This is a genomic window from Bacillus sp. PPSBB_11 (assembly GCF_038023285.1).
GTDB classification, from domain to species: domain Bacteria; phylum Bacillota; class Bacilli; order Bacillales; family Bacillaceae; genus Bacillus; species Bacillus altitudinis.
In genome coordinates this window covers 1,552,367-1,572,427 of the sequence record NZ_CP150633.1, presented here as the reverse complement: position 1 = coordinate 1,572,427, position 20,061 = coordinate 1,552,367, and the positions used below count along the sequence as shown (strand labels likewise).

Annotated in this window: 23 protein-coding genes, 1 rRNA gene and 2 other annotated features; all 24 genes read right to left on the bottom strand. The window is 41.5% G+C overall.

Annotated elements, in window-relative coordinates:
• Positions 1-74: 74 nt before the first annotated feature.
• Positions 75-440, bottom strand: a complete 366-nt coding sequence (rplL, locus tag V7L95_RS07825) for a 50S ribosomal protein L7/L12 (protein ID WP_008345418.1) — start codon at positions 438-440, stop codon at positions 75-77.
• Positions 441-482: 42 nt separating this feature from the next.
• Complete coding sequence (rplJ, locus tag V7L95_RS07820) at positions 483-983, bottom strand: 50S ribosomal protein L10 (RefSeq protein ID WP_007496293.1); 501 nt, start codon at positions 981-983, stop codon at positions 483-485.
• Between the two features lie 69 nt (positions 984-1,052).
• Positions 1,053-1,193 (bottom strand) — a sequence feature (ribosomal protein L10 leader region).
• Positions 1,194-1,239: 46 nt separating this feature from the next.
• Positions 1,240-1,938, bottom strand: a complete 699-nt coding sequence (gene rplA / locus V7L95_RS07815; RefSeq protein ID WP_007496292.1) for a 50S ribosomal protein L1 — start codon at positions 1,936-1,938, stop codon at positions 1,240-1,242.
• Between the two features lie 99 nt (positions 1,939-2,037).
• Entirely contained in the window at positions 2,038-2,463 is a 426-nt protein-coding gene (rplK, locus tag V7L95_RS07810; protein WP_003216956.1) for a 50S ribosomal protein L11, read from the bottom strand.
• Between the two features lie 171 nt (positions 2,464-2,634).
• Positions 2,635-3,168, bottom strand: a complete 534-nt coding sequence (gene nusG, locus V7L95_RS07805) for a transcription termination/antitermination protein NusG (protein WP_003217197.1) — start codon at positions 3,166-3,168, stop codon at positions 2,635-2,637.
• Positions 3,169-3,339: 171 nt separating this feature from the next.
• Entirely contained in the window at positions 3,340-3,516 is a 177-nt protein-coding gene (gene secE, locus V7L95_RS07800; RefSeq protein WP_008345422.1) for a preprotein translocase subunit SecE, read from the bottom strand.
• A gap of 34 nt (positions 3,517-3,550) precedes the next feature.
• Complete coding sequence (rpmG, locus tag V7L95_RS07795; protein ID WP_008356502.1) at positions 3,551-3,700, bottom strand: 50S ribosomal protein L33; 150 nt, start codon at positions 3,698-3,700, stop codon at positions 3,551-3,553.
• A gap of 76 nt (positions 3,701-3,776) precedes the next feature.
• Positions 3,777-4,433 (bottom strand): RNA polymerase sporulation sigma factor SigH, encoded by a 657-nt coding sequence (sigH, locus tag V7L95_RS07790; RefSeq protein ID WP_008345424.1) that lies wholly within the window; start codon positions 4,431-4,433, stop codon positions 3,777-3,779.
• Positions 4,434-4,496: 63 nt separating this feature from the next.
• Entirely contained in the window at positions 4,497-5,009 is a 513-nt protein-coding gene (rae1, locus tag V7L95_RS07785) for a ribosome-dependent mRNA decay endonuclease Rae1/YacP (RefSeq protein WP_007496285.1), read from the bottom strand.
• A 2-nt stretch (positions 5,010-5,011) separates the two neighbouring features.
• Positions 5,012-5,761, bottom strand: coding sequence for a 23S rRNA (guanosine(2251)-2'-O)-methyltransferase RlmB (gene rlmB, locus V7L95_RS07780; RefSeq protein ID WP_008345427.1), 750 nt, complete (start codon positions 5,759-5,761; stop codon positions 5,012-5,014).
• The gene (locus V7L95_RS07775; protein WP_046342446.1) at positions 5,745-6,176 is read right to left on the bottom strand and encodes a Mini-ribonuclease 3; all 432 of its coding nucleotides are present in this window, start codon (positions 6,174-6,176) and stop codon (positions 5,745-5,747) included. The genes rlmB and V7L95_RS07775 overlap by 17 nt, the downstream gene beginning before the upstream one ends.
• Before the next feature lie 3 nt (positions 6,177-6,179).
• Positions 6,180-7,580, bottom strand: coding sequence for a cysteine--tRNA ligase (gene cysS / locus V7L95_RS07770; protein WP_007496278.1), 1,401 nt, complete (start codon positions 7,578-7,580; stop codon positions 6,180-6,182).
• Positions 7,577-8,230, bottom strand: coding sequence for a serine O-acetyltransferase (cysE, locus tag V7L95_RS07765; protein WP_017366453.1), 654 nt, complete (start codon positions 8,228-8,230; stop codon positions 7,577-7,579). The genes cysS and cysE overlap by 4 nt, the downstream gene beginning before the upstream one ends.
• A gap of 81 nt (positions 8,231-8,311) precedes the next feature.
• Positions 8,312-8,541, bottom strand: a binding site (T-box leader).
• Complete coding sequence (gene gltX, locus V7L95_RS07760) at positions 8,542-9,993, bottom strand: glutamate--tRNA ligase (protein WP_008345431.1); 1,452 nt, start codon at positions 9,991-9,993, stop codon at positions 8,542-8,544.
• 94 nt (positions 9,994-10,087) lie between these two features.
• Positions 10,088-10,564, bottom strand: a complete 477-nt coding sequence (gene ispF, locus V7L95_RS07755; RefSeq protein ID WP_007496273.1) for a 2-C-methyl-D-erythritol 2,4-cyclodiphosphate synthase — start codon at positions 10,562-10,564, stop codon at positions 10,088-10,090.
• A gap of 3 nt (positions 10,565-10,567) precedes the next feature.
• On the bottom strand, positions 10,568-11,257 hold the full coding sequence (gene ispD / locus V7L95_RS07750) for a 2-C-methyl-D-erythritol 4-phosphate cytidylyltransferase (RefSeq protein ID WP_008345432.1): 690 nt from the start codon (positions 11,255-11,257) through the stop codon (positions 10,568-10,570).
• 13 nt (positions 11,258-11,270) lie between these two features.
• Positions 11,271-12,371, bottom strand: coding sequence for a PIN/TRAM domain-containing protein (locus V7L95_RS07745; RefSeq protein WP_003217214.1), 1,101 nt, complete (start codon positions 12,369-12,371; stop codon positions 11,271-11,273).
• A gap of 153 nt (positions 12,372-12,524) precedes the next feature.
• Positions 12,525-13,604: a DNA integrity scanning diadenylate cyclase DisA gene (gene disA, locus V7L95_RS07740; RefSeq protein ID WP_007496267.1), complete on the bottom strand. Its 1,080-nt coding sequence runs from the start codon at positions 13,602-13,604 to the stop codon at positions 12,525-12,527.
• 2 nt (positions 13,605-13,606) lie between these two features.
• Complete coding sequence (radA, locus tag V7L95_RS07735; protein WP_017359160.1) at positions 13,607-14,986, bottom strand: DNA repair protein RadA; 1,380 nt, start codon at positions 14,984-14,986, stop codon at positions 13,607-13,609.
• 93 nt (positions 14,987-15,079) lie between these two features.
• Positions 15,080-17,515, bottom strand: a complete 2,436-nt coding sequence (clpC, locus tag V7L95_RS07730; protein WP_007496263.1) for an ATP-dependent protease ATP-binding subunit ClpC — start codon at positions 17,513-17,515, stop codon at positions 15,080-15,082.
• Positions 17,512-18,603, bottom strand: coding sequence for a protein arginine kinase (locus V7L95_RS07725; protein WP_008345444.1), 1,092 nt, complete (start codon positions 18,601-18,603; stop codon positions 17,512-17,514). Before V7L95_RS07725 ends, clpC begins: the two co-directional genes overlap by 4 nt.
• Before the next feature lie 4 nt (positions 18,604-18,607).
• Positions 18,608-19,165: a UvrB/UvrC motif-containing protein gene (locus V7L95_RS07720; RefSeq protein ID WP_007496258.1), complete on the bottom strand. Its 558-nt coding sequence runs from the start codon at positions 19,163-19,165 to the stop codon at positions 18,608-18,610.
• Between the two features lie 14 nt (positions 19,166-19,179).
• A complete protein-coding gene (locus V7L95_RS07715; RefSeq protein ID WP_003217184.1) occupies positions 19,180-19,644 on the bottom strand; it encodes a CtsR family transcriptional regulator in 465 nt (154 codons plus the stop codon).
• Positions 19,645-19,821: 177 nt separating this feature from the next.
• A 5S ribosomal RNA gene (rrf, locus tag V7L95_RS07710) occupies positions 19,822-19,937 on the bottom strand.
• Positions 19,938-20,061: the final 124 nt, after the last annotated feature.

Genomic DNA, 20,061 nt, shown 5'->3' with positions numbered 1-20,061 from the left:
TCAATCGTTTCAGGAGATAAGAAAAGAAAAAGCCCGCCAGTAAAAGCGAGCTTTCCCAAAAGATTAGGCGAAGATTACTTAACTTCTACAGAAGCGCCAACTTCTTCAAGCTTAGCTTTAAGTTCTTCAGCTTCTTCTTTAGCAATACCTTCTTTAAGTGGTTTTGGAGTGTTGTCAACAAGTTCTTTAGCTTCTTTCAAGCCAAGACCAGTGATTTCACGAACCACTTTGATAACTTTGATTTTTTGGTCTCCAGCACCAGCAAGTACTAGATCAAAATCAGTTTTTTCTTCAGCAGCAGCACCGCCACCAGCAGCTACAGCTACAGGAGCAGCAGCAGTTACGCCAAATTCTTCTTCGATTGCTTTTACTAAGTCGTTTAACTCAAGTACAGTTGCTTCTTTAACTGAAGCAATGATTTCTTCGATATTTAAAGCCATTTGTAATTCCTCCATTTTTAAGTTTTTTACGTCAAGTACGCATTAAGCGCCTTGTTCTTCTTTTTGATCTGCAACTGCTTTAGTAGCAAGAGCAAGGTTACGAACTGGAGCTTGAAGAACGCTAAGCAACATAGATAGTAAGCCTTCGCGAGACGGAAGTTCCGCAAGAGCCTTCACTTCTTCTACAGTCGCTACGTTTCCTTCGATAACACCAGCTTTGATTTCTAAAGCTTCGTGGCTTTTCGCAAATTCGTTGATGATTTTCGCAGGTGCGATAACATCTTCGTTACTGAATGCGATAGCGTTTGGACCTGTTAAGAAATCGTTTAAACCCGTTAGTTCAACTTGTTCAACTGCACGGCGAGTCAAAGTATTTTTGTAAACTTTGAATTCTACGCCAGCATCACGAAGCTGTTTACGAAGTTCAGTCACTTCAGAAACTGAAAGACCGCGGTAATCTACGATTACAGTAGACAAACTGTCTTTAAATTTAGAAGTAATTTCATCAACGACAACTTTTTTAGTATCGATTGCATTGCTCATGGTTACACCTCCTGTACATTCTTTGTGTAACACTTATACCGATCAGGCCATCACGTTCCTAACGAACGGTTCTCCATATAAAAAGCCTCCATTAAGACATGGAGGCTGTATATACAAGCATACGTTAACGTAAGACTGTGACATATACACCTCGGCGGGTTAATTAAGCCATAAGGCCCCTGCTGTCTACGGTATAAATGATTATTCTATTTTACAACATTTTGATATTATCAAAACGGTTGTGACAAGTCAAGAATTATTTTGCAGAGAAAGAAGATGGGTCCACTTTCACGCCAGGGCCCATAGTAGATGTAACAGAAACGTTTTTCACGTATACACCTTTAGCCGCTGCAGGTTTTGCTTTAAGGATTGTGTCATAGATTGTTGCAAAGTTCTCAACAAGCTTTTCGTCCTCGAAAGAAACCTTTCCGATTGGCGCGTGGATGTTACCAGCTTTATCAACGCGGTATTCTACTTTACCAGCTTTGATTTCATTGATTGCTTTTTCTACTTCGAAAGTTACAGTTCCTGTTTTAGGGTTTGGCATAAGACCTTTTGGTCCAAGTACACGACCGATCTTACCAACTTCACCCATCATGTCAGGTGTCGCAACGATTACATCGAATTCGAACCAGCCTTGTTGGATTTTAGTGATGTAATCAGAATCTCCAACGTAGTCTGCTCCAGCAGCTTCTGCTTCTTTTGCTTTTTCGCCTTTAGCGAACACAAGAACGCGTTGAGTTTTACCAGTTCCGTTAGGAAGTACAACTGCACCGCGGATTTGTTGATCGTTTTTACGAGGGTCTACGCCCAAACGAAAAGCAACTTCTACAGTCGCATCAAATTTCGCTGTATTTGCTTTTTTTGTAAGAGAAACAGCTTCAGCTACATCATACGCTTTAGTACGTTCGATTAGCTTAGCAGCTTCTACATACTTTTTACCTTTTTTAGCCATTATAAAAATCCTCCTTATGTGGTTTTAGCGGAATAACCTCCCACGAATAAGGGTTGCGAACTTGTCAAAACCAAACTCGCAACCCAACAAGACAAAAAATTAATCTTCGATGACAATACCCATACTGCGTGCAGTACCTTCAACCATGCGCATAGCTGATTCAACGCTAGCAGCGTTTAAGTCAGGCATTTTTGTTTCCGCGATTTCGCGTACTTTATCACGCTTAACAGTTGCCACTTTATTACGGTTAGGTTCACCAGAACCAGACTCAATACCAGCTGCTTTTTTAAGTAAAACTGCAGCAGGTGGAGTTTTAGTAATAAATGTAAATGAACGGTCTTCAAAAACCGAAATTTCAACAGGAATGATAAGACCAGCTTGGTCAGCTGTACGAGCGTTAAACTCCTTACAGAATCCCATGATATTAACACCGGCTTGACCTAGTGCAGGTCCAACTGGTGGAGCTGGGTTAGCTTTTCCAGCAGGAATTTGCAATTTAACAACTTTAACTACTTTTTTAGCCACGAGACACACCTCCTTAAAGTCCGTGATGTGGTAATAGGGGAATCCCCCTCCCACTCAACAACTTCATTCTTTATATGAATGACGAAATAACTAGCTAGCGATCTTGAGCGAACTCAAGACGTACCTTTGCTATATTACCACTTCTATACACTCATTTCAAGCTCTTTTAAATTACAATTTATCGATCTGTGTGAACTCAAGTTCCACAGGAGTTTCTCTACCAAACATATTAACGAATACTTTGACTTTGCTTTTATCATAATCAATCTCTTCGATAGAGCCTGTGAAGTTAGCAAATGGTCCATCGATGACCTTGACTGTTTCTTTAAGTTCAAAGTCGATTTCTGTCTTGCGTTCTTCAAGCCCCATTCTCTTCAGAATGGTTTCTGCTTCGCCAGGTAATAACGCTGTCGGCTTAGAGCCTGATCCAGCTGATCCAACGAATCCTGTCACACCTGGTGTATTACGAACGACATACCAAGAATCGTCAGTCATGACGATTTCTACTAACACATATCCAGGGAATACTTTCTTTTTCACTACTTTTTTCTTACCGTTTTTAATGTCCGTTTCTTCTTCTTCTGGTACAACAACGCGGAAAATTTTATCCTGCATGCCCATTGATTCAACACGCTTTTCCAAGTTCGCTTTCACTTTGTTCTCATAGCCAGAGTACGTATGCACAACATACCAATTCTTTTCCATTTTCGTTCAGGACTATTTAGTCCTTCCCTCCCCACATTTCGTAATGTCTATTTGACGAATCTCGAGTACCGGTAAATATTTTCAAGCAATTGAAAAAACCCGTAAAACGGGTTTTTTGGCAAGTCATATTATGATCTATTATAGCACGTTCAGCAGACCATTATTCAAGTATTAATGAATTAATTCGATTAATTGTGAGATTCCTATATCAAGAAAAGAGAAAAAGATGGCAAAAAATACGACTGTTAAAATAACAGTGATCGTGTAGCGGACCATTTCGTTTTTCTTTGGCCAGCTGACCTTTTTCATTTCTTTCCCGACACTTTTTAAGAAACTGATAATACGCATGTAAAAGACCTCCACAGATTAAAGAACGCAAATCCTACTTCGTTTCTAAATGTGTTTTATGTGAATTACAAGTCTTGCAATATTTCTTAACTTCTAATCTTTCAGCTGCTGAAGCAACACTTTTCATTGTCGTATAATTGCGGCTTCCGCAGTCTTTACAGGCTAGAGTAATCTTTTTCCTCATATTTACACCTATTTTCTCGACATCATTTCCTTAGTACCTTATCACAGTGTCGAAAAAGCTGTCAATATAGGTTTGATTAGAGACTGATCTCGCGCAGCTCTAAATATTTCTCTAATTTTCTCTTTACTCTTTGGAGTGCGTTATCAATTGATTTCACATGACGGTTTAAATCTTCAGAAATCTCCTGATAGGACCTACCATCAAGATAAAGCACAAGTACCTTTCTTTCCAGCTCGCTTAGTAATTCACCCATTTTCATTTCAATATCATCAAATTCTTCTTTGCTAATGATTAAATCTTCTGGGTTAAGCGCTTTAGCACCGGAAATGACGTCCAATAATGTTCTGTCCGATTCTTCATCGTATATCGGCTTGTCTAATGATACATAGGAATTTAACGGGATATGTTTTTGGCGAGTAGCTGTTTTAATTGCGGTGATAATTTGGCGGGTAATACATAATTCTGCAAAAGCCTTAAATGAAGTAAGCTTGTCCTCTCTGAAATCGCGGATAGACTTATAAAGTCCGATCATCCCCTCTTGGACAATGTCCTCTCGATCCGCTCCAATCAAGAAATAAGATCTTGCTTTCGCACGTACAAAATTGCGGTATTTCGTTATTAAATAATCTAGCGCATCACTATCTCCGACATGAACCCTTTCAATGACTTGTTCATCTTCCAACTGGCAAAATTGCTCTCTGATGGACTTACCCTTGCTGTTGTTTAGATTCACTTCGATCCCCCCGACCGCACCTAGATAGAAATATTATACAATAATGGTTGAAATATCGTCAAGCTATTCCAAGTTTCCCCGCCGCCATTTTTCAAACGTTTTCAATACATCTTCTGACAATTCAATTTTGGATGCTGGTTTATCAGAAGTAATCTTTTTGACACGTGTTTCGATCTTTCGTTCAATCACTTCTATCTCTCTTAATAGCTCTCGTGCTGACTTACGAAGTGCACCCTGTCCAAAAATTGCCCATTGTTCTGTATAATCAGAGGTCGCCACATGAATTTGCGTCCGAATGTTATTCAAGTCTTGTGCCAGTTTTTCAATCCGCTCATCAGCCGTTTCATTTTCTCTTGTAAAGATGACCTCTACTCGGTGGTTTGTCCGCTTCTTTTCGATTCCTTTGACCATATGGGCATCGAATACGACAATGACTCGATACCCTGTATATGCTTGATATTCTGCTAAATGTTGAATCAGCACGTCTCTGGCTTCTTCAAAGCTGTTTTCTTTTAAGTGCTGCAAACGAGGCCATGCACCTATCATGTTGTATCCATCGACTAAGAGGATGTCCATCTCTATTCTCCTAACGGATAACGTTTTCGATACACTTCATACATCAATAGACTAGCGGCAACTGATGCATTTAATGAAGTGACCTGCCCGGCCATTGGCAATTTAATCAAGAAATCACATTTTTCCTTAATCAATCGGCCAATTCCTTTTCCTTCACTGCCGATGACAAGAGCGAGAGGCATCGTGCCGTCAAATTGTCTGTAGTCCTGCTTCGCAGATGCATCTGTTCCTGCGACCCAGATTCCTCTTTCTTTCATTTCATCAAGAGCTCTGGAAAGATTGGTTACTTTTGCGACCGGGATATGTTCAATGGCTCCAGTAGATGCTTTCGCAACAGTTGTCGTCAAGCCTACCGCTCGTCGTTTTGGAATGACGATTCCATGTGCACCAACAGCATCGGCCGTACGCATGATCGACCCTAAATTGTGCGGATCTTCAATTTCATCTAAGATGATGAAAAATGGTTGTTCATTCCGCTTTTCAGCAATTTGATACAGATCGTCCAATTCTGCATATTCATATGCTGCTACTTGTGCAACGATTCCCTGGTGCTGACCTGTTACCATCTGATCAAGCTTTTTCCTCGGAACATACTGAATGGTGATATTTTGCTTTTTCGCGAGTTCAATGACCTGCTGGGCTTGTCCTTTTACAGTGTTTTCTGCCATCCAGAGCTTGTATAACTCCCGATCTGACTTCAGTGTTTCAATCACTGCATTTTTCCCAATCACATAATCATGTTGCTGACTCATTTGTCTTCCTCCCTGACGTTCCGATTTCAATCGCCTGACTAATCAACTCTTCTAAGCGTTCGTCCTGCTTCTCGATAAATAAATAACCCATGAGCGCTTCAAACGCTGTACTATAACGATACGTTTGAACGTCTGTGTTTTTAGGCACTGTGCCTGATTTTGCATTTCTTCCTCTTTTCAGCACCGCTTCTTCCGCTTCTGTGAAAAAGCCCTTCTGCTGAAGCTCAAATAAAATAGCGGCCTGAGATTTAGCTGAAACGATCTTACTTGCACGTTTATGAAGCTCATTTGGTTTGGTCGCCCCCATTTGGAGGAGGTGATGCCTCACGTATACTTCAAAAATGGCATCACCCATATAAGCAAGCGCAAGTCCGTTCAACTGTTTTCCGTCTTTCAGCTTTTCAAAATTCAACATGACCTATTCTCCTCTTTTCCAGCGCGTACCTTGAGGAGTGTCCTCCAATACAATATTCATGCTCTTTAACTGGTCACGAATTTGATCAGACAATGCGAAGTCACGATTCCTTCTAGCTTCATTCCGCTTCTCAATTAATGCTTCTACCTCTTCGTCAAGCGTGTGCTTTTCTGCTAGTGAGAAGCCGAGGACGGATGTGATTTCTTGGAACAAGCCAATAAATGCCTTGATCACTTCCTCGGAAGTATGATCATTTTCCATATAGTAATTCGCTTGTTTCGCTAGTTCAAATAAAACAGAGATGGCATTTGCCGTATTGAAGTCATCATTCATTTCAGAAATAAATGTCGCTCGCTGCTCTTCAATCTTTGTCAGCCATTCCGTGTTATCCTCTGTTAAATTGGTACTGCTCTCAAGACGATGATGTAGATTTGAATAAGATGTTTTGAGTCTGTTAAATGCACTCTTTGTACTTTCCAATAAGTCAATGGAGTAATTGATTGGATGACGATAGTGAACCGACAGCATAAAGAAACGAAGCACATCTGGATCTTGTTCTTTAATAATGTCATGTACGAGCACAAAGTTCCCAAGTGATTTTGACATTTTTTCATTCTCAATATTAATATACCCGTTATGCATCCAATACTTCGCAAAAGGTTTTCCTGTCAAAGCCTCAGATTGAGCGATCTCATTCTCGTGATGAGGGAACGTTAAATCCTGTCCGCCAGCATGAATGTCAATCGTATCGCCTAAATATTTTTTGACCATCGCAGAGCACTCGATGTGCCAGCCTGGCCGTCCTTCGCCCCACGGGCTATCCCAAGAAATCTCCTGATCCTTTGCGGCCTTCCATAATGCAAAGTCGAGTGCATCCCTTTTCTTTTCACCTACACGAATACGGGCACCTGTCTTTAATTCATCAATCGATTGGTGAGACAGTTTTCCGTAGCCTTCAAATGAACGTGTGCTGTAATACACGTCACCATCTGCTTCATAGGCGTAGCCTTTTTCAATCAATGTGGCGATAAACGCAATGATATCATCCATATTTTCTGTCACTCGCGGGTGAAGGTCTGCTTTTTTGCAGCCTAATGCACTGACGTCCTCAAAGTATGCTTGGATAAACCGATCAGCAATCGTTGGGACATCCTCGCCTAATTCATTTGCTGCTTTGATGAGTTTATCATCCACATCAGTAAAGTTGGATACGAAATTCACATCATAGCCGCTATATTCTAAATACTTACGTACCGTGTCATATACAATGGCCGGTCTTGCATTCCCGATATGAATGTAGTTATACACGGTTGGTCCGCATACATACATTTTGACCTTTCCTGGTTCAAGCGGGACAAACTCTTCCTTCTTACGTGTCAATGTATTATAAATATTGATTGTCATGATTGTTCTTCCTTTCTGCTCAATGAAGCCAGCTCACGTTTTAGCTTTTCCATTTCTCGCTCCAATTCTTTGAAACGATCAGAAACGGGATCTGGCAAATCTTGATGATTGAGATCACGATTGATTTTCTTTCCATTTTGAACGACCACTCGCCCAGGTATACCTACAACAGTAGAATGGTCTGGTACGTCTTTTAACACAACAGACCCCGCACCAATCTTGGACCCTTTTCCTACGGTAATGGAACCGAGCACCTTAGCACCAGTCGCAATCAGCGCATCGTCCAAAATAGTTGGATGCCGCTTTCCCTTTTCTTTCCCTGTTCCCCCTAATGTCACGCCTTGGAAAACAGTGACGTTATCGCCAATTTCACATGTTTCCCCAATCACGACGCCCATGCCGTGATCAATAAAGAACCGCCGGCCGATGGTTGCTGCTGGGTGAATCTCAACCCCTGTGAAAAACCGGCTGACCTGAGAAATGATCCGCGCAAGAAAATACAGCTTACGCTTGTAAAATGCATGCGCAACACGATGAGCCCAAATCGCATGAAGCCCTGAATAGGTTAGCACTACTTCAAGATAGCTTCTAGCAGCAGGATCTTGATCAAACACAGTATCAATATCTTCTTTCAGCATTTTGAAAAACACATGCTCCCCCCGTTCTTCCCCATCAATCTCTCTTAGGACTTACTCTCTTTTTTGGACAAATAAAAAACGCCTCTGCCATATGACAGAGACGTTTTGAAAACGCGGTTCCACTCTGTTTAGAAAGCCTCTTATTGCAAACTTTCTCAACTTCATCCCATAACGGAGGGTACCGCCCTTGCATACTAACATACGTGTTCCTCAAGGGTCTTGAGGGTGCATTTCCAACGTCTGCCCATAAGTCTCTTTCAGCCGGTGAAGACTCTTTCTGTGATAGGCGAAAACATTGTACTTCTCCCTCGCAACGATTTTCCTTATATTTGTTTAATGCGGTTTAATACCGTCTCTTTACCTAGTAGTTCAATACTTTGCGGAAGCTCTGGGCCATGCGTTTGTCCAGTGACAGCCACACGAATTGGCATGAATAGTTTCTTACCTTTATGCCCTGTTTCTTTTTGCACAGCTTTAATGGCAGCCTTGATTTCATCAGGTGTGAAAGACTCAAGACGTTCAAGCTGACCTGCAAACGAAGCCATCACTTCTGGTACTTGCTCTTCTGCAAGAACTTCCTTTGCCTCTTGATTATACTCAATTTGTTCCTTAAAGAACAACTCTGTTAACTCAACAATTTCTGCTCCGTAGCTCAATTGCTCGTGGTATAGAGAAATGAGTTTGCGCACCCACGTGTTTTCTTCGTCTGTCAGCTGCTCGCTTACCTTGCCTGCCTTTTGAAGATGTGGAAGTGTAAGTGCCACAACTTGATCAAGATCAAGTGCTTTCACGTATTGGTTATTGACCCATTTTAGTTTATGCATATCAAATAGAGCTGGTGACTTAGAAAGTCGATTGACATCGAAAATATCGATGAACTGCTCTTTTGTAAATAGTTCCTCTTCGCCAACTGGAGACCACCCAAGTAGTGCAATGAAGTTAAACAAAGCTTCTGGTAAATAGCCCAAGTTCTTATACTGTTCGATGAACTGGATAATTGATTCATCACGCTTGCTTAATTTCTTGCGGTTCTCGTTTACAATCAGCGTCATATGTCCGAACAGCGGAACATCCCAGCCAAATGCATTGAAGACCATAATTTGTTTAGGTGTATTCGAGATGTGATCCTCACCACGAAGAATGTGAGTCATTTTCATCAAATGATCATCCACCGCTACAGCGAAGTTATACGTTGGTGTACCATCTTTCTTCACAATAACAAAGTCACCGATGCCGTCTGTTTCAAATGAAATCTCGCCTTTGACCATATCGTCAAATTTGATGATTTCTCCTTTAGGCACTCGGAAGCGGATGCTTGGCTCTCTTCCTTCAGCAATCAGCTTGTCCTCTTCTTCTTTTGATAAATGACTGCATTTACCAGAGTATCGAGGCATTTCACTGCGGGCAATTTGTGCTTCACGCTCTTCTTCTAGTTCTTCAGCCGTACAATAGCACTTATACGCCAAATCTTTCTCTAGCAGCTCGTCATAATATTTTTTGTAAATATCATTACGCTCTGATTGTCTGTAAGGACCGTAGCCCCCATCTTTATCAATGCTCTCATCCCAATCAATTCCGAGCCACTGCAGGTGGCGAAGCTGGCTTTCTTCTCCGCCTTCTACATTACGCTTTTGATCCGTATCCTCGATTCGAATAATAAATTTGCCGCCTTGGCTGCGTGCGAACAAATAGTTGAAAAGAGCCGTTCTAGCATTCCCAATATGTAAATGACCAGTTGGACTCGGTGCATAACGAACACGCACTTCATTTCCCATGAGTTTAACTTCCTTTCATCTGCATCATGTTGTCTGACACCAATTTTTTATAAACGTATTTTATCATCAAAACCCATTCTCATCAAAATGGATTTTACTTTTTCTGAAGAAGTACGGTTGCTTGAGAGGCAATTCCTTCGCCTCTTCCTGTAAATCCAAGTTTCTCTGTCGTTGTTGCTTTGACATTCACCTGTGTGACATCTGCCTCAAGGGCTTCTGCGATTTTCTCACACATTGGCTGAATGTATGGTGCCATCTTTGGTTTTTGCGCCATGATCGTGCAATCGATATTCACCAGTGTATAGCCTTTTTCTTTTACAAGTGCCCACACGTGCTGAAGTAATTTAAAAGAGTCTGCATCTTTAAACTCAGGATCCGTGTCTGGGAAATGTCTGCCGATATCTCCTTCTGCAATCGCACCTAGGCAGGCATCCGCCACAGTATGAAGCAGTACATCCGCATCTGAATGCCCAAGTAGACCCTTTTCATAAGGGATCGTCACACCGCCAATAATAAGAGGTCTTCCCTCTGTTAATTGATGCACATCAAAACCTTGTCCTATTCTAAACATGTTCTAGTACCCTCTTTCCGCATCCATAATTGCCTTGGCAACCAATAAATCATCCGGTGTTGTCAGTTTAATATTGGTATAGTCTCCTTGGACAATATACACACTCTCACCGTGTAATTGTTCCACAAGACTGGCGTCATCTGTTCCAAGAAAGCCTGTCCGCTCCGCATGTTCATGCGCTTCTTTTAAAATAGAATGACGAAAAGCTTGTGGGGTCTGGACTGCCCACAAGCTCTGACGTTCAATGGTTTGTTCCACTTTGCCTTCTTGAACGCGTTTGATTGTGTCTTTCACTGGTACCGCTACGACTGCGGAGCCTTTTTCAATCGCTGCTTTAACGAGCAAGTCAATCTGTGTATGCTTAATAAAAGGCCTTGCGCCATCATGAACAAGCACGATGTCCGCATCTTGCACAGCCTTCAATCCTTCGTATACACTTTGCTGCCGTTCTTCACCGCCAGTGACAAGTGAAACAGGCGTTTGAAAAGCGTGTACCTTCAGTAGCCTTTCAAAGTCACGACGCTCTTCCTCATTGATCGCTAAGATCATGCGTCTACATTGTGAATGAGCGTCAAACACCTTCAGTGTGTGGATGATGACCGGCATTCTTTTCAATTCAATAAAAAGTTTATTGCGGCCGGCCTTCATTCGCTTCCCCTGCCCCGCAGCCGGAATAACTACTTCATAATACATGTTCGTTCTCCCTTTAGAGCGCCTTCTCCAGAAGTTTTGGCTTCGCAAAAATCATTCTTCCAGCAGCAGTTTGCAGCACACTCGTGACGAGCACATCAATGTCTTTTCCAATATAATTGCGTCCTTCTTCGACCACAATCATCGTACCGTCATCTAAGTAAGCAACACCTTGGTTATGCTCTTTCCCATCTTTGATGACCTGTACCTTCATTTCTTCCCCAGGCAGCACAACCGGTTTGACTGCATTGGCTAGATCATTGATGTTTAACACTGCTACTTTTTGAAGTTCGCATACTTTATTTAAATTAAAATCATTTGTCACAACAACACCTGAAGTTAACTTAGCGAGTTTCACAAGCTTACTGTCAACCTCTTGAATATCTTCAAAGTCACCTTCGTAAATTTCAACTTTAATATCCAGTTCTTTTTGGATACGATTTAAAATATCAAGACCTCTTCGGCCTCTATTTCTCTTTAATACATCAGAAGAGTCTGCAATATGCTGTAATTCCTCGAGTACAAATTGAGGAATGACCATCACACCTTCTAGGAATCCAGTTTGACAAATATCTGCGATTCTTCCATCAATGATAACACTTGTGTCTAAAATTTTCAGCTTTTTATCTTCTATTTCAGGTTCATCATCAGCTGCTCCTTTTTTCTTTGTGACCTTTGCAGATCGGGAGAACAGCCCCATCATTTCATCCTTCTTCTTAAACCCTACCTGAAATCCAAGGTATCCTAAAAAGAAAGCCAGGAAAATCGGAATAATGGTACCAAAAATATGATATGGGATATTGTTTAGCGGGATCACGTTTACAATAAGATATGCTAGAATAAGTCCAAATACTAAACCGAAACTTCCAGATATAAGATCAGGAAGAGGCGCCTTCAATAGAGAATCCTCGATCCATTTCACCCAATTAACCACATAGCCTGTGCACCATTTACCAATGATAAAGAACACAGCGGCTCCTATTAGTGCCGAAGAGTAAGCATTTGTTATGAAAGGTATGTCCTTCACATTTAACAGCAGAAATAACTCTGGAATGATAAAAATCCCTACAACTGCACCGAAAATGATAAAAAACGCCTGAACGATTCTTTTTAACATACCTTCACCTCCTTTATTTTTCATCTGTCAATCCACCTTCATCTGACATTGATATATGCTTAAGTTTCCTATCATCATGAACAGAAAACAAAACCATCATTAATATACCCATATTCATCCATTTTTAACCGTATTTAAGAAAAATTTCTCTTTTTATAGCTGACGGTCGATATAATGTTTTTCTTGCAGTCTTTTTAATCCTTTTTTTATCTTTTTCGCTCTTACTTCTCCAATTCCTTCTACTTCATCCAAATCTTGTACATCTGCTTCCATAATTCGATCTAGCACACCAAATGCTTCGACCACGTTTTCAACGATCGGCATAGGCAATCTAGGGATTTTATGAAGTAATCTGTACCCTCTTGTGTACACATATTCGTCAATATTTGTAGATGCTGGATAGCCGAGTAACTTGTACAAAATAGAGTCATCTAAAAGTTCAAAGCTCGACATATCTTGGAGCTGTTTCAGCAGCACATATGGATCTTTGATCTTTTCTTTCACGTAATCTTTAATAAATAAAGCCGCTTCCTGCTCCATATCTGTAATCAGCTCATTGACTTGCAGACGGATCAAGTGTCCTTCTGTCCCAAGCTCTTTGATATACATATTGATTTCATTTTTGATTCTAAGTACCATTTCATAACGATGTAGCACGGATAATACATCACCAAAGGTCACAAGCTCTTCAAATTCTAAGGCGCTTAACGCAGAAATGGCATGATCTAAAATGGTTTTATATTTCTCCAGTGTTTGTATCGCTTGGTTGGCCTTCGTCAAAATAAAACCAATATCTTTCAACGTATATCGTCGATTCCCTTGGTATAAGGTAATCACGTTCCGACGTTCAGAAATGGCAATGATTAAGCAGCCTGTCTGCTTTGCTACACGTTCAGCCGTTCGGTGTCTCATGCCTGTTTCTGATGAATGAATGGTTGCATCCGGCATGAGCTGTGTATTCGCATACAAGATTTTTTGACCAGAGTCACTTAAAATAATCGCCCCATCCATCTTCGCCAATTCATATAAATGTGCTGGGGAGAATGCAGAATTAATATGAAATCCTCCATCTACCACACTTTTCACTTTATCGTTATAACCAACAACAATGAGCCCTCCAGTATTGGCTCTTAGGACGTTTTCAATCCCTGCCCGCAGGGGTGTCCCCGGTGCCACAAACTGGACAATATCTAAGAGATCGACTTCTCTCGCTCCTTTTTTCTCTTTTTCCATTTCTATGATCCCCCTAGTGAAATACGAAGTGCCTCTGCTACATTTTCTACACCGACTAACTCAATCCCTCTCGGTTTTTTCCATCCATCTATATTCGCCTGAGGAATAAACATTCTCTTAAATCCTAGTTTAGCAGCTTCCTGCACACGCTGTTCAATTCTTGATACTCTTCTGACTTCTCCCGTTAGACCCACTTCTCCTATAAAGCAATCTGCTTGATGCGGCGCTGCATCTTTAAAGCTTGATGCAATACTAACGGCAATAGCCAAGTCAATCGCTGGTTCATCAAGTTTCACACCACCTGCGACCTTTAAATAGGCATCTTGGTTTTGCAGCAGCAGCCCTACCCGTTTTTCTAAAACGGCCATAAGCAATGACACTCGGTTATGATCAAGGCCAGTAGCCATTCTCCGTGGATTCCCAAAGCTCGTCGGTGAAATAAGTGCTTGTATCTCCACTAGAACAGGTCTTGTTCCTTCCATTGAGGCAACAACACACGATCCAGATACACCTGCTGACCGCTCTTCTAAGAAGATTTCTGATGGGTTTAATACCTCTGTGAGCCCTTCCTCCCTCATTTCAAAAATCCCTAATTCATTCGTTGAACCAAAACGGTTTTTCACTGCCCGTAAAATACGAAACGTATGATGGCGCTCCCCTTCAAAATAAAGAACTGTATCCACCATATGCTCTAAAAGGCGCGGCCCAGCAATCGAGCCTTCCTTCGTCACATGACCAACAATAAAAATAGGAATACCATTCGTCTTGGCAATTTTCATCAGCTGCGCAGTGCATTCCCTCACCTGAGAAACAGATCCAGGAGCTGACGTGATATCGCTTTGATAAACGGTTTGAATTGAATCGACCACAACAAAAGCGGGTTTCATCTCTTGTATAGCAGACGTTATATACTCCATATCGGTTTCAGCCAAAACATGTAAAGAGGCACTTTCAATACCGAGACGGTCCGCCCTAAGCTTCGTTTGTTTGATTGATTCCTCACCAGATATGTATAACACATTCTGATTTTGATCTGATAGCTGTGCTGAAACTTGTAATAATAGTGTGGACTTCCCAATCCCAGGATCACCGCCAATAAGAACGAGTGAACCTTTGACAATTCCACTTCCTAATACTCGGTTAAATTCTTCTAAATTCGTTTTAATTCGGGGTTCTTCGGATGTTTCAATTGCAGATATAGGTGAAGGTTTTTGAATGGTTTGAACAGAATGATTAAACGCACTTCGACGATTTGCCGGCTCTTTACGAACGACCTCTTCTGTCATACTGTTCCAAGTGCCGCAGCCAGGACATTTCCCCATCCATTTGGCTGACTCATAACCGCACGATTGGCATATAAATTTTGATTTTGACTTAGCCATAGATTGAAGAATACAACTCCTTATACTGGTCAGAAAATAAGTAAAGGGAGGCATCCAACTTACTGGTATGCCTCACACTTTTTTCTTACTATATTAGTTCGTAGCAGCCGTTGCTTTTACGACAATTTCTCCATCTTCTACATCTAATACGATATGTTGGCCCTTTTCAATATTGCCTTTCAGCAATTCCTCAGAAAGTCGATCCTCGACGTGCTTTTGAATCGCTCTTCTTAACGGACGAGCACCATACTCAAGATCTACGCCTTCGTCGGCAATCTTGGCTTTTGCTGCTTCCGTCAATTCAATTGAAAGGTCCTGCTCTTTTAGTCGTTTTGTTAATTGATCAGACATGAGAGACACAATCTCTTTTAGATGTTTCTTTTCGAGTGAGTGGAAGACAATGATTTCATCAATACGGTTGATGAACTCCGGTCTAAACGCACGTTTCAACTCACCCATTACTTTGCCTTTCATATCTTTGTAATTTTGACTTTCATCCTGCACGTTAAAGCCAACATATTTATTGCGCTTCAGCTCACTAGCTCCAACGTTTGAAGTCATAATCAAAATCGTATTTCTAAAGTCAACAGTACGACCTTTAGAATCAGTGAGACGACCATCTTCTAATACTTGAAGTAAGATGTTAAACACATCAGGGTGTGCCTTTTCAATCTCATCTAGAAGCACGACAGAATACGGCTTTCTTCTCACCTTTTCAGTCAGCTGACCGCCCTCATCATAGCCCACATAGCCTGGAGGTGATCCAACAAGTCTTGAAGTCGAGTGTTTTTCCATGTACTCAGACATATCAATACGAATCATCGCTTCTTCATCACCGAAGATAGACTCGGCGAGTGCTCTTGCAAGCTCAGTCTTACCAACACCTGTTGGCCCTAAGAAAATAAAGGAGCCAATCGGACGTTTCGGATCTTTTAGTCCAGCACGGGCACGTCTTACAGCTTTTGCAACAGCAACAACTGCTTCATCCTGTCCAATGACGCGAGAGTGGAGCAATTGTTCCATGTTTAGAAGCTTATCTGTTTCTGTTTGAGCAATTTTCGAAACAGGTACTCCCGTCCAGCTAGAAACAACCATTGCGATATCATCCACAGAAACCTCTGAATTCTCTTGTCCCTGCTTTTCTTTCCAAGATTTCTTCGTCACTTCTACCTTTTCACGCAAACGTTGCTCCGTATCACGAAGAGAAGCGGCTTTTTCAAATTCTTGACTTTGAACAGCTGCATCCTTTTCCTTGCGTACTTCATCCAGCTTTTGCTCAAGTTCCTTTAGATTAGGCGGTGTTGTGAAAGAACGTAAGCGAACTTTTGAACCCGCCTCATCAATTAAGTCGATCGCCTTATCTGGAAGGAAACGATCGGAGATATAACGATCAGAAAGCTTTACCGCCGCCTCAATGGCTTCATCTGTAATAGACACACGGTGATGTGCTTCATAACGGTCTCTAAGCCCTCTTAAAATTTGAATACTTTCATCAACAGATGGCTGGTCCACTTGAATTGGCTGGAATCGACGTTCAAGTGCAGCATCTTTTTCAATATATTTACGGTACTCATCTAACGTTGTTGCCCCGATACATTGAAGCTCACCACGTGCTAAAGATGGTTTTAGAATATTAGAGGCATCAATCGCACCCTCTGCTCCTCCTGCACCAATCAGTGTATGAAGCTCATCAATGAAGAGAATGATATTTCCAGCCTGACGGATTTCGTCCATGACTTTTTTCAAACGATCCTCGAATTCACCACGATATTTCGTTCCCGCTACAACGGTTCCCATATCAAGTGTCATGACTCGTTTATCACGCAGAATTTCAGGCACTTCGTTGTGAATAATTTGCTGTGCGAGGCCTTCTGCGATCGCTGTTTTACCAACACCAGGCTCCCCAATCAAGACAGGGTTATTCTTTGTCCTTCTACTTAGGACCTCAATGACACGCTGAATTTCTTTGCTGCGGCCAATCACAGGGTCCAAGCTGTCCTCTTTCGCAATAGCCGTTAAGTCTCTTGCCAAGCTATCTAAAGTTGGTGTATTGGCATTGCTATTAGATCCTGCCGCAGATGCACCCGTTTCATTGCTGCCTAGAAGCTGCAATACTTGCTGGCGTGCTTTATTTAAGCTCACTCCGAGGTTATTTAAGACACGGGCAGCTACACCCTCTCCCTCACGAATAAGACCTAAAAGAATATGTTCTGTCCCTACATAGGAATGACCAAGCTTTCTCGCTTCATCCATAGAAAGCTCCGTAACCTTCTTCGCTCTAGGTGTGTAATGAGGAATAGCTTGAGACACCTCTTGCCCTCTTCCAATCAAGCTCTCGACTTCTTTTTGGATTTTATCTGAAACAAGGCCCAGTGCTTCTAATGCTTTTGCGGCGATGCCCTCACCTTCACGTACAAGACCAAGTAAAATATGCTCTGTTCCGATGTTCTTATGGCCTAGGCGAATGGCTTCTTCTTGTGCAAGTGCTAATACCTTTTGAGCTCTTTCAGTGAATCTTCCAAACATCATATCGTTTCATCCTCCTGTCCATTCCTATGCATTTCTAAGCGCAGCCTTTCTCTGATAATTGCTGCTCGTTTTATATCTCTTTCATTTGGTTCCAAGGCTCCTCCTGAATATTGCTGAAGGAAGCCAGGCTGTGTCAAAATCATGAGTTCATTCAGTATATTACTTGAAAGCCCCTTAATGATACCTAAATCAATTCCAAGTCGCACATCTGACAAACACTTAGCCGTTTCCTTAGATTCAATCATGCGGCAATTAGCCAAAATCCCCAAGGAACGGTACACTCTGTCTTCAAGTTCAATTTTAGACGTCTGATATAATGCCTTACGTGCAGATCGCTCTTGTTCAATGAGCTGTGCCGTCACACTATTCAAGTCATCTACAATATCTTCTTCTGATTGACCCAGTGTCATTTGATTTGAAATTTGAAAGATGTTTCCTATTGCTTCGCTACCCTCACCATAAATTCCTCTGACCACAAGACCTAATTGATTAATTGCAGGAATAATGCGATTCATTTGTCTTGTCAGGGCTAATGCTGGTAAGTGCATCATGACTGAAGCCCTAATACCTGTACCTACATTGGTCGGACAGCTCGTTAAGTATCCTCGCTTTTCAGAAAACGCATAATCCACTTGCTCTTCAATCCAGTCATCTATTTGGTTAGCTGCTTTTAGTGCATTAGCCAGCTGAAATCCTGGGAACAAGCATTGAATACGAATATGGTCTTCCTCATTCAGCATGACACTGATTTCTTCATTTTCTGAAAGCAAACAGCCACCAAATCTTGATTCTGCTAAATTGGGGCTAATCAAATGCTTTTCAACAAGTACCCTTTTAGCCAAAGGCTGCGTGTCATTCATTCGAATCAGAACAAAGTTTCCAATGTCCTTCACTTCCTGGCTCGCAAACTTTTGCTCGAATTGCTGAAGAACAGCTTCAGCCTCCTCTTGAGAAAACTGAGTTGGGAAACGAACATGCTCTAGATTGCGTGCCAGCCGAATACGACTGCTTAGAACAATGTCACTTTCTGGTCCTTTCTGTTTCATCCATTGACTTAATGCGTCTTGAATAAAATGCTGGAGCGACATGTCGTTAATCTCCCTCCCTCTGCTGAGATTGCTCATGCTCTAATGCACGAATTTGATCTCGAACTTCCGCTGCTTTTTCAAACTCTTCCTGTTCAATCAGCTGCTTCAGTTCTTGCTGCATTAACTCAAGTTTCCGGCGAACATGCAGACTGCCGGCAATCCGTTTAGGGACTTTTCCGTTATGGACTGTATTTCCACTATGGACTTTCCTTAAAACAGGATTTAAATACTGATCAAAGGTTCGATAACATTCTGCACAGCCAAAACGGCCTGTTTTCCTGAATTGCTGAAAAGTTAAGCCACACTTAGGACATTGATCCACTTCTCTTGCCTCTTGAAAAATAGATGATCCTTTATTCGCACTTGTGGTAAAGCTAGGATCAATATTCAATAAGCCTGATAATAAGTTGTGAATCGAGAAACCTTGGTTTCCACTCATAGCATATGAATCACTGTTTTCTTTTGCACATTGTTCACATATGTGCATTTCTTGTTTTTCTCCATTTATTACTTTCGTAAAGTGAAAAGTGGCTGGTCTCTCATTGCATTCTTGACAAATCAATCTTTTCACCCGCTTTACTTTAATTTCAAAGCATTTAACATCGCTTTCATCATCCGAGCTCTCAGTTCATCTCGTTCAGGTAAATCAATGTGTAAAACAGAACGGTCCATGACACTAATCATCATCTTTGCTTCTCTTTCGGATAAAATGTTGTTCTCAACAAGACGCATGATGATATGATCAGATGCAGCCTGTGATAAACGATGATATATTTGGGAAATAATGTTGTTCAATAAATCGACTTCATCATTCATTTTGACTTTAATGATACGGATATAGCCACCGCCGCCACGCTTACTTTCGACGATATAACCTCTTTCGCTCGTAAAGCGTGTATTGATAACATAGTTAATTTGTGAAGGTACGCATTGAAACTTATCTGCAATTTCATTGCGTTTAATTTCTAATATTTCTCGACCATTCTGATCCAAGACTTCCTTCAAATACTGCTCGATGATATCAGAAATATTTTGTGCCACTCCGCCTCCTCCTCCATTGACTTTGACTATATTTGACTTTAATCTTACTATAAATTTTTTCGATCGATTTTTCAAGATAATCGCTCAACTAACAATATTATTTCCACATTTATCTGGTGCCAAACGTCCCAAAAACACAAAAAAGACCAGTTCCGACTGGAACTGATCCTTTGAAAAGCTTGGCGGCGTCCTACTCTCACAGGGGGAAACCCCCAACTACCATCGGCGCTGAAGAGCTTAACTTCCGTGTTCGGTATGGGAACGGGTGTGACCTCTTCGCTATCGCCACCAAACCTGATGGAGAGAATGTTCTCTCAAAACTAGATAACAATGTTCATTTTTCACATTAGAATATAGGTTAAGTCCTCGATCTATTAGTATCTGTCAGCTCCACGTGTCACCACGCTTCCACCTCAG

Coding starts and splice junctions, on each gene's coding strand:
- V7L95_RS07775 (WP_046342446.1), bottom strand. CDS start 6,176: ATGTTGAATTTTGAAAAGCTGAAAGACGGAAAACAGTTGAACGGACTT.
- gltX (WP_008345431.1), bottom strand. CDS start 9,993: ATGGGAAATGAAGTGCGTGTTCGTTATGCACCGAGTCCAACTGGTCAT.
- rlmB (WP_008345427.1), bottom strand. CDS start 5,761: ATGAGTCAGCAACATGATTATGTGATTGGGAAAAATGCAGTGATTGAA.
- ispD (WP_008345432.1), bottom strand. CDS start 11,257: ATGTATTATGAAGTAGTTATTCCGGCTGCGGGGCAGGGGAAGCGAATG.
- rplJ (WP_007496293.1), bottom strand. CDS start 983: ATGAGCAATGCAATCGATACTAAAAAAGTTGTCGTTGATGAAATTACT.
- V7L95_RS07745 (WP_003217214.1), bottom strand. CDS start 12,371: ATGTTAAAAAGAATCGTTCAGGCGTTTTTTATCATTTTCGGTGCAGTT.
- rplL (WP_008345418.1), bottom strand. CDS start 440: ATGGCTTTAAATATCGAAGAAATCATTGCTTCAGTTAAAGAAGCAACT.
- secE (WP_008345422.1), bottom strand. CDS start 3,516: ATGCGTATTATCAGTTTCTTAAAAAGTGTCGGGAAAGAAATGAAAAAG.
- radA (WP_017359160.1), bottom strand. CDS start 14,986: ATGGCTAAGTCAAAATCAAAATTTATATGCCAATCGTGCGGTTATGAG.
- clpC (WP_007496263.1), bottom strand. CDS start 17,515: ATGATGTTTGGAAGATTCACTGAAAGAGCTCAAAAGGTATTAGCACTT.
- rpmG (WP_008356502.1), bottom strand. CDS start 3,700: ATGAGGAAAAAGATTACTCTAGCCTGTAAAGACTGCGGAAGCCGCAAT.
- rae1 (WP_007496285.1), bottom strand. CDS start 5,009: ATGGACATCCTCTTAGTCGATGGATACAACATGATAGGTGCATGGCCT.
- ispF (WP_007496273.1), bottom strand. CDS start 10,564: ATGTTTAGAATAGGACAAGGTTTTGATGTGCATCAATTAACAGAGGGA.
- nusG (WP_003217197.1), bottom strand. CDS start 3,168: ATGGAAAAGAATTGGTATGTTGTGCATACGTACTCTGGCTATGAGAAC.
- V7L95_RS07725 (WP_008345444.1), bottom strand. CDS start 18,603: ATGTCGCTCCAGCATTTTATTCAAGACGCATTAAGTCAATGGATGAAA.
- rplA (WP_007496292.1), bottom strand. CDS start 1,938: ATGGCTAAAAAAGGTAAAAAGTATGTAGAAGCTGCTAAGCTAATCGAA.
- cysS (WP_007496278.1), bottom strand. CDS start 7,580: ATGACAATCAATATTTATAATACATTGACACGTAAGAAGGAAGAGTTT.
- disA (WP_007496267.1), bottom strand. CDS start 13,604: ATGGAAAAAGAGAAAAAAGGAGCGAGAGAAGTCGATCTCTTAGATATT.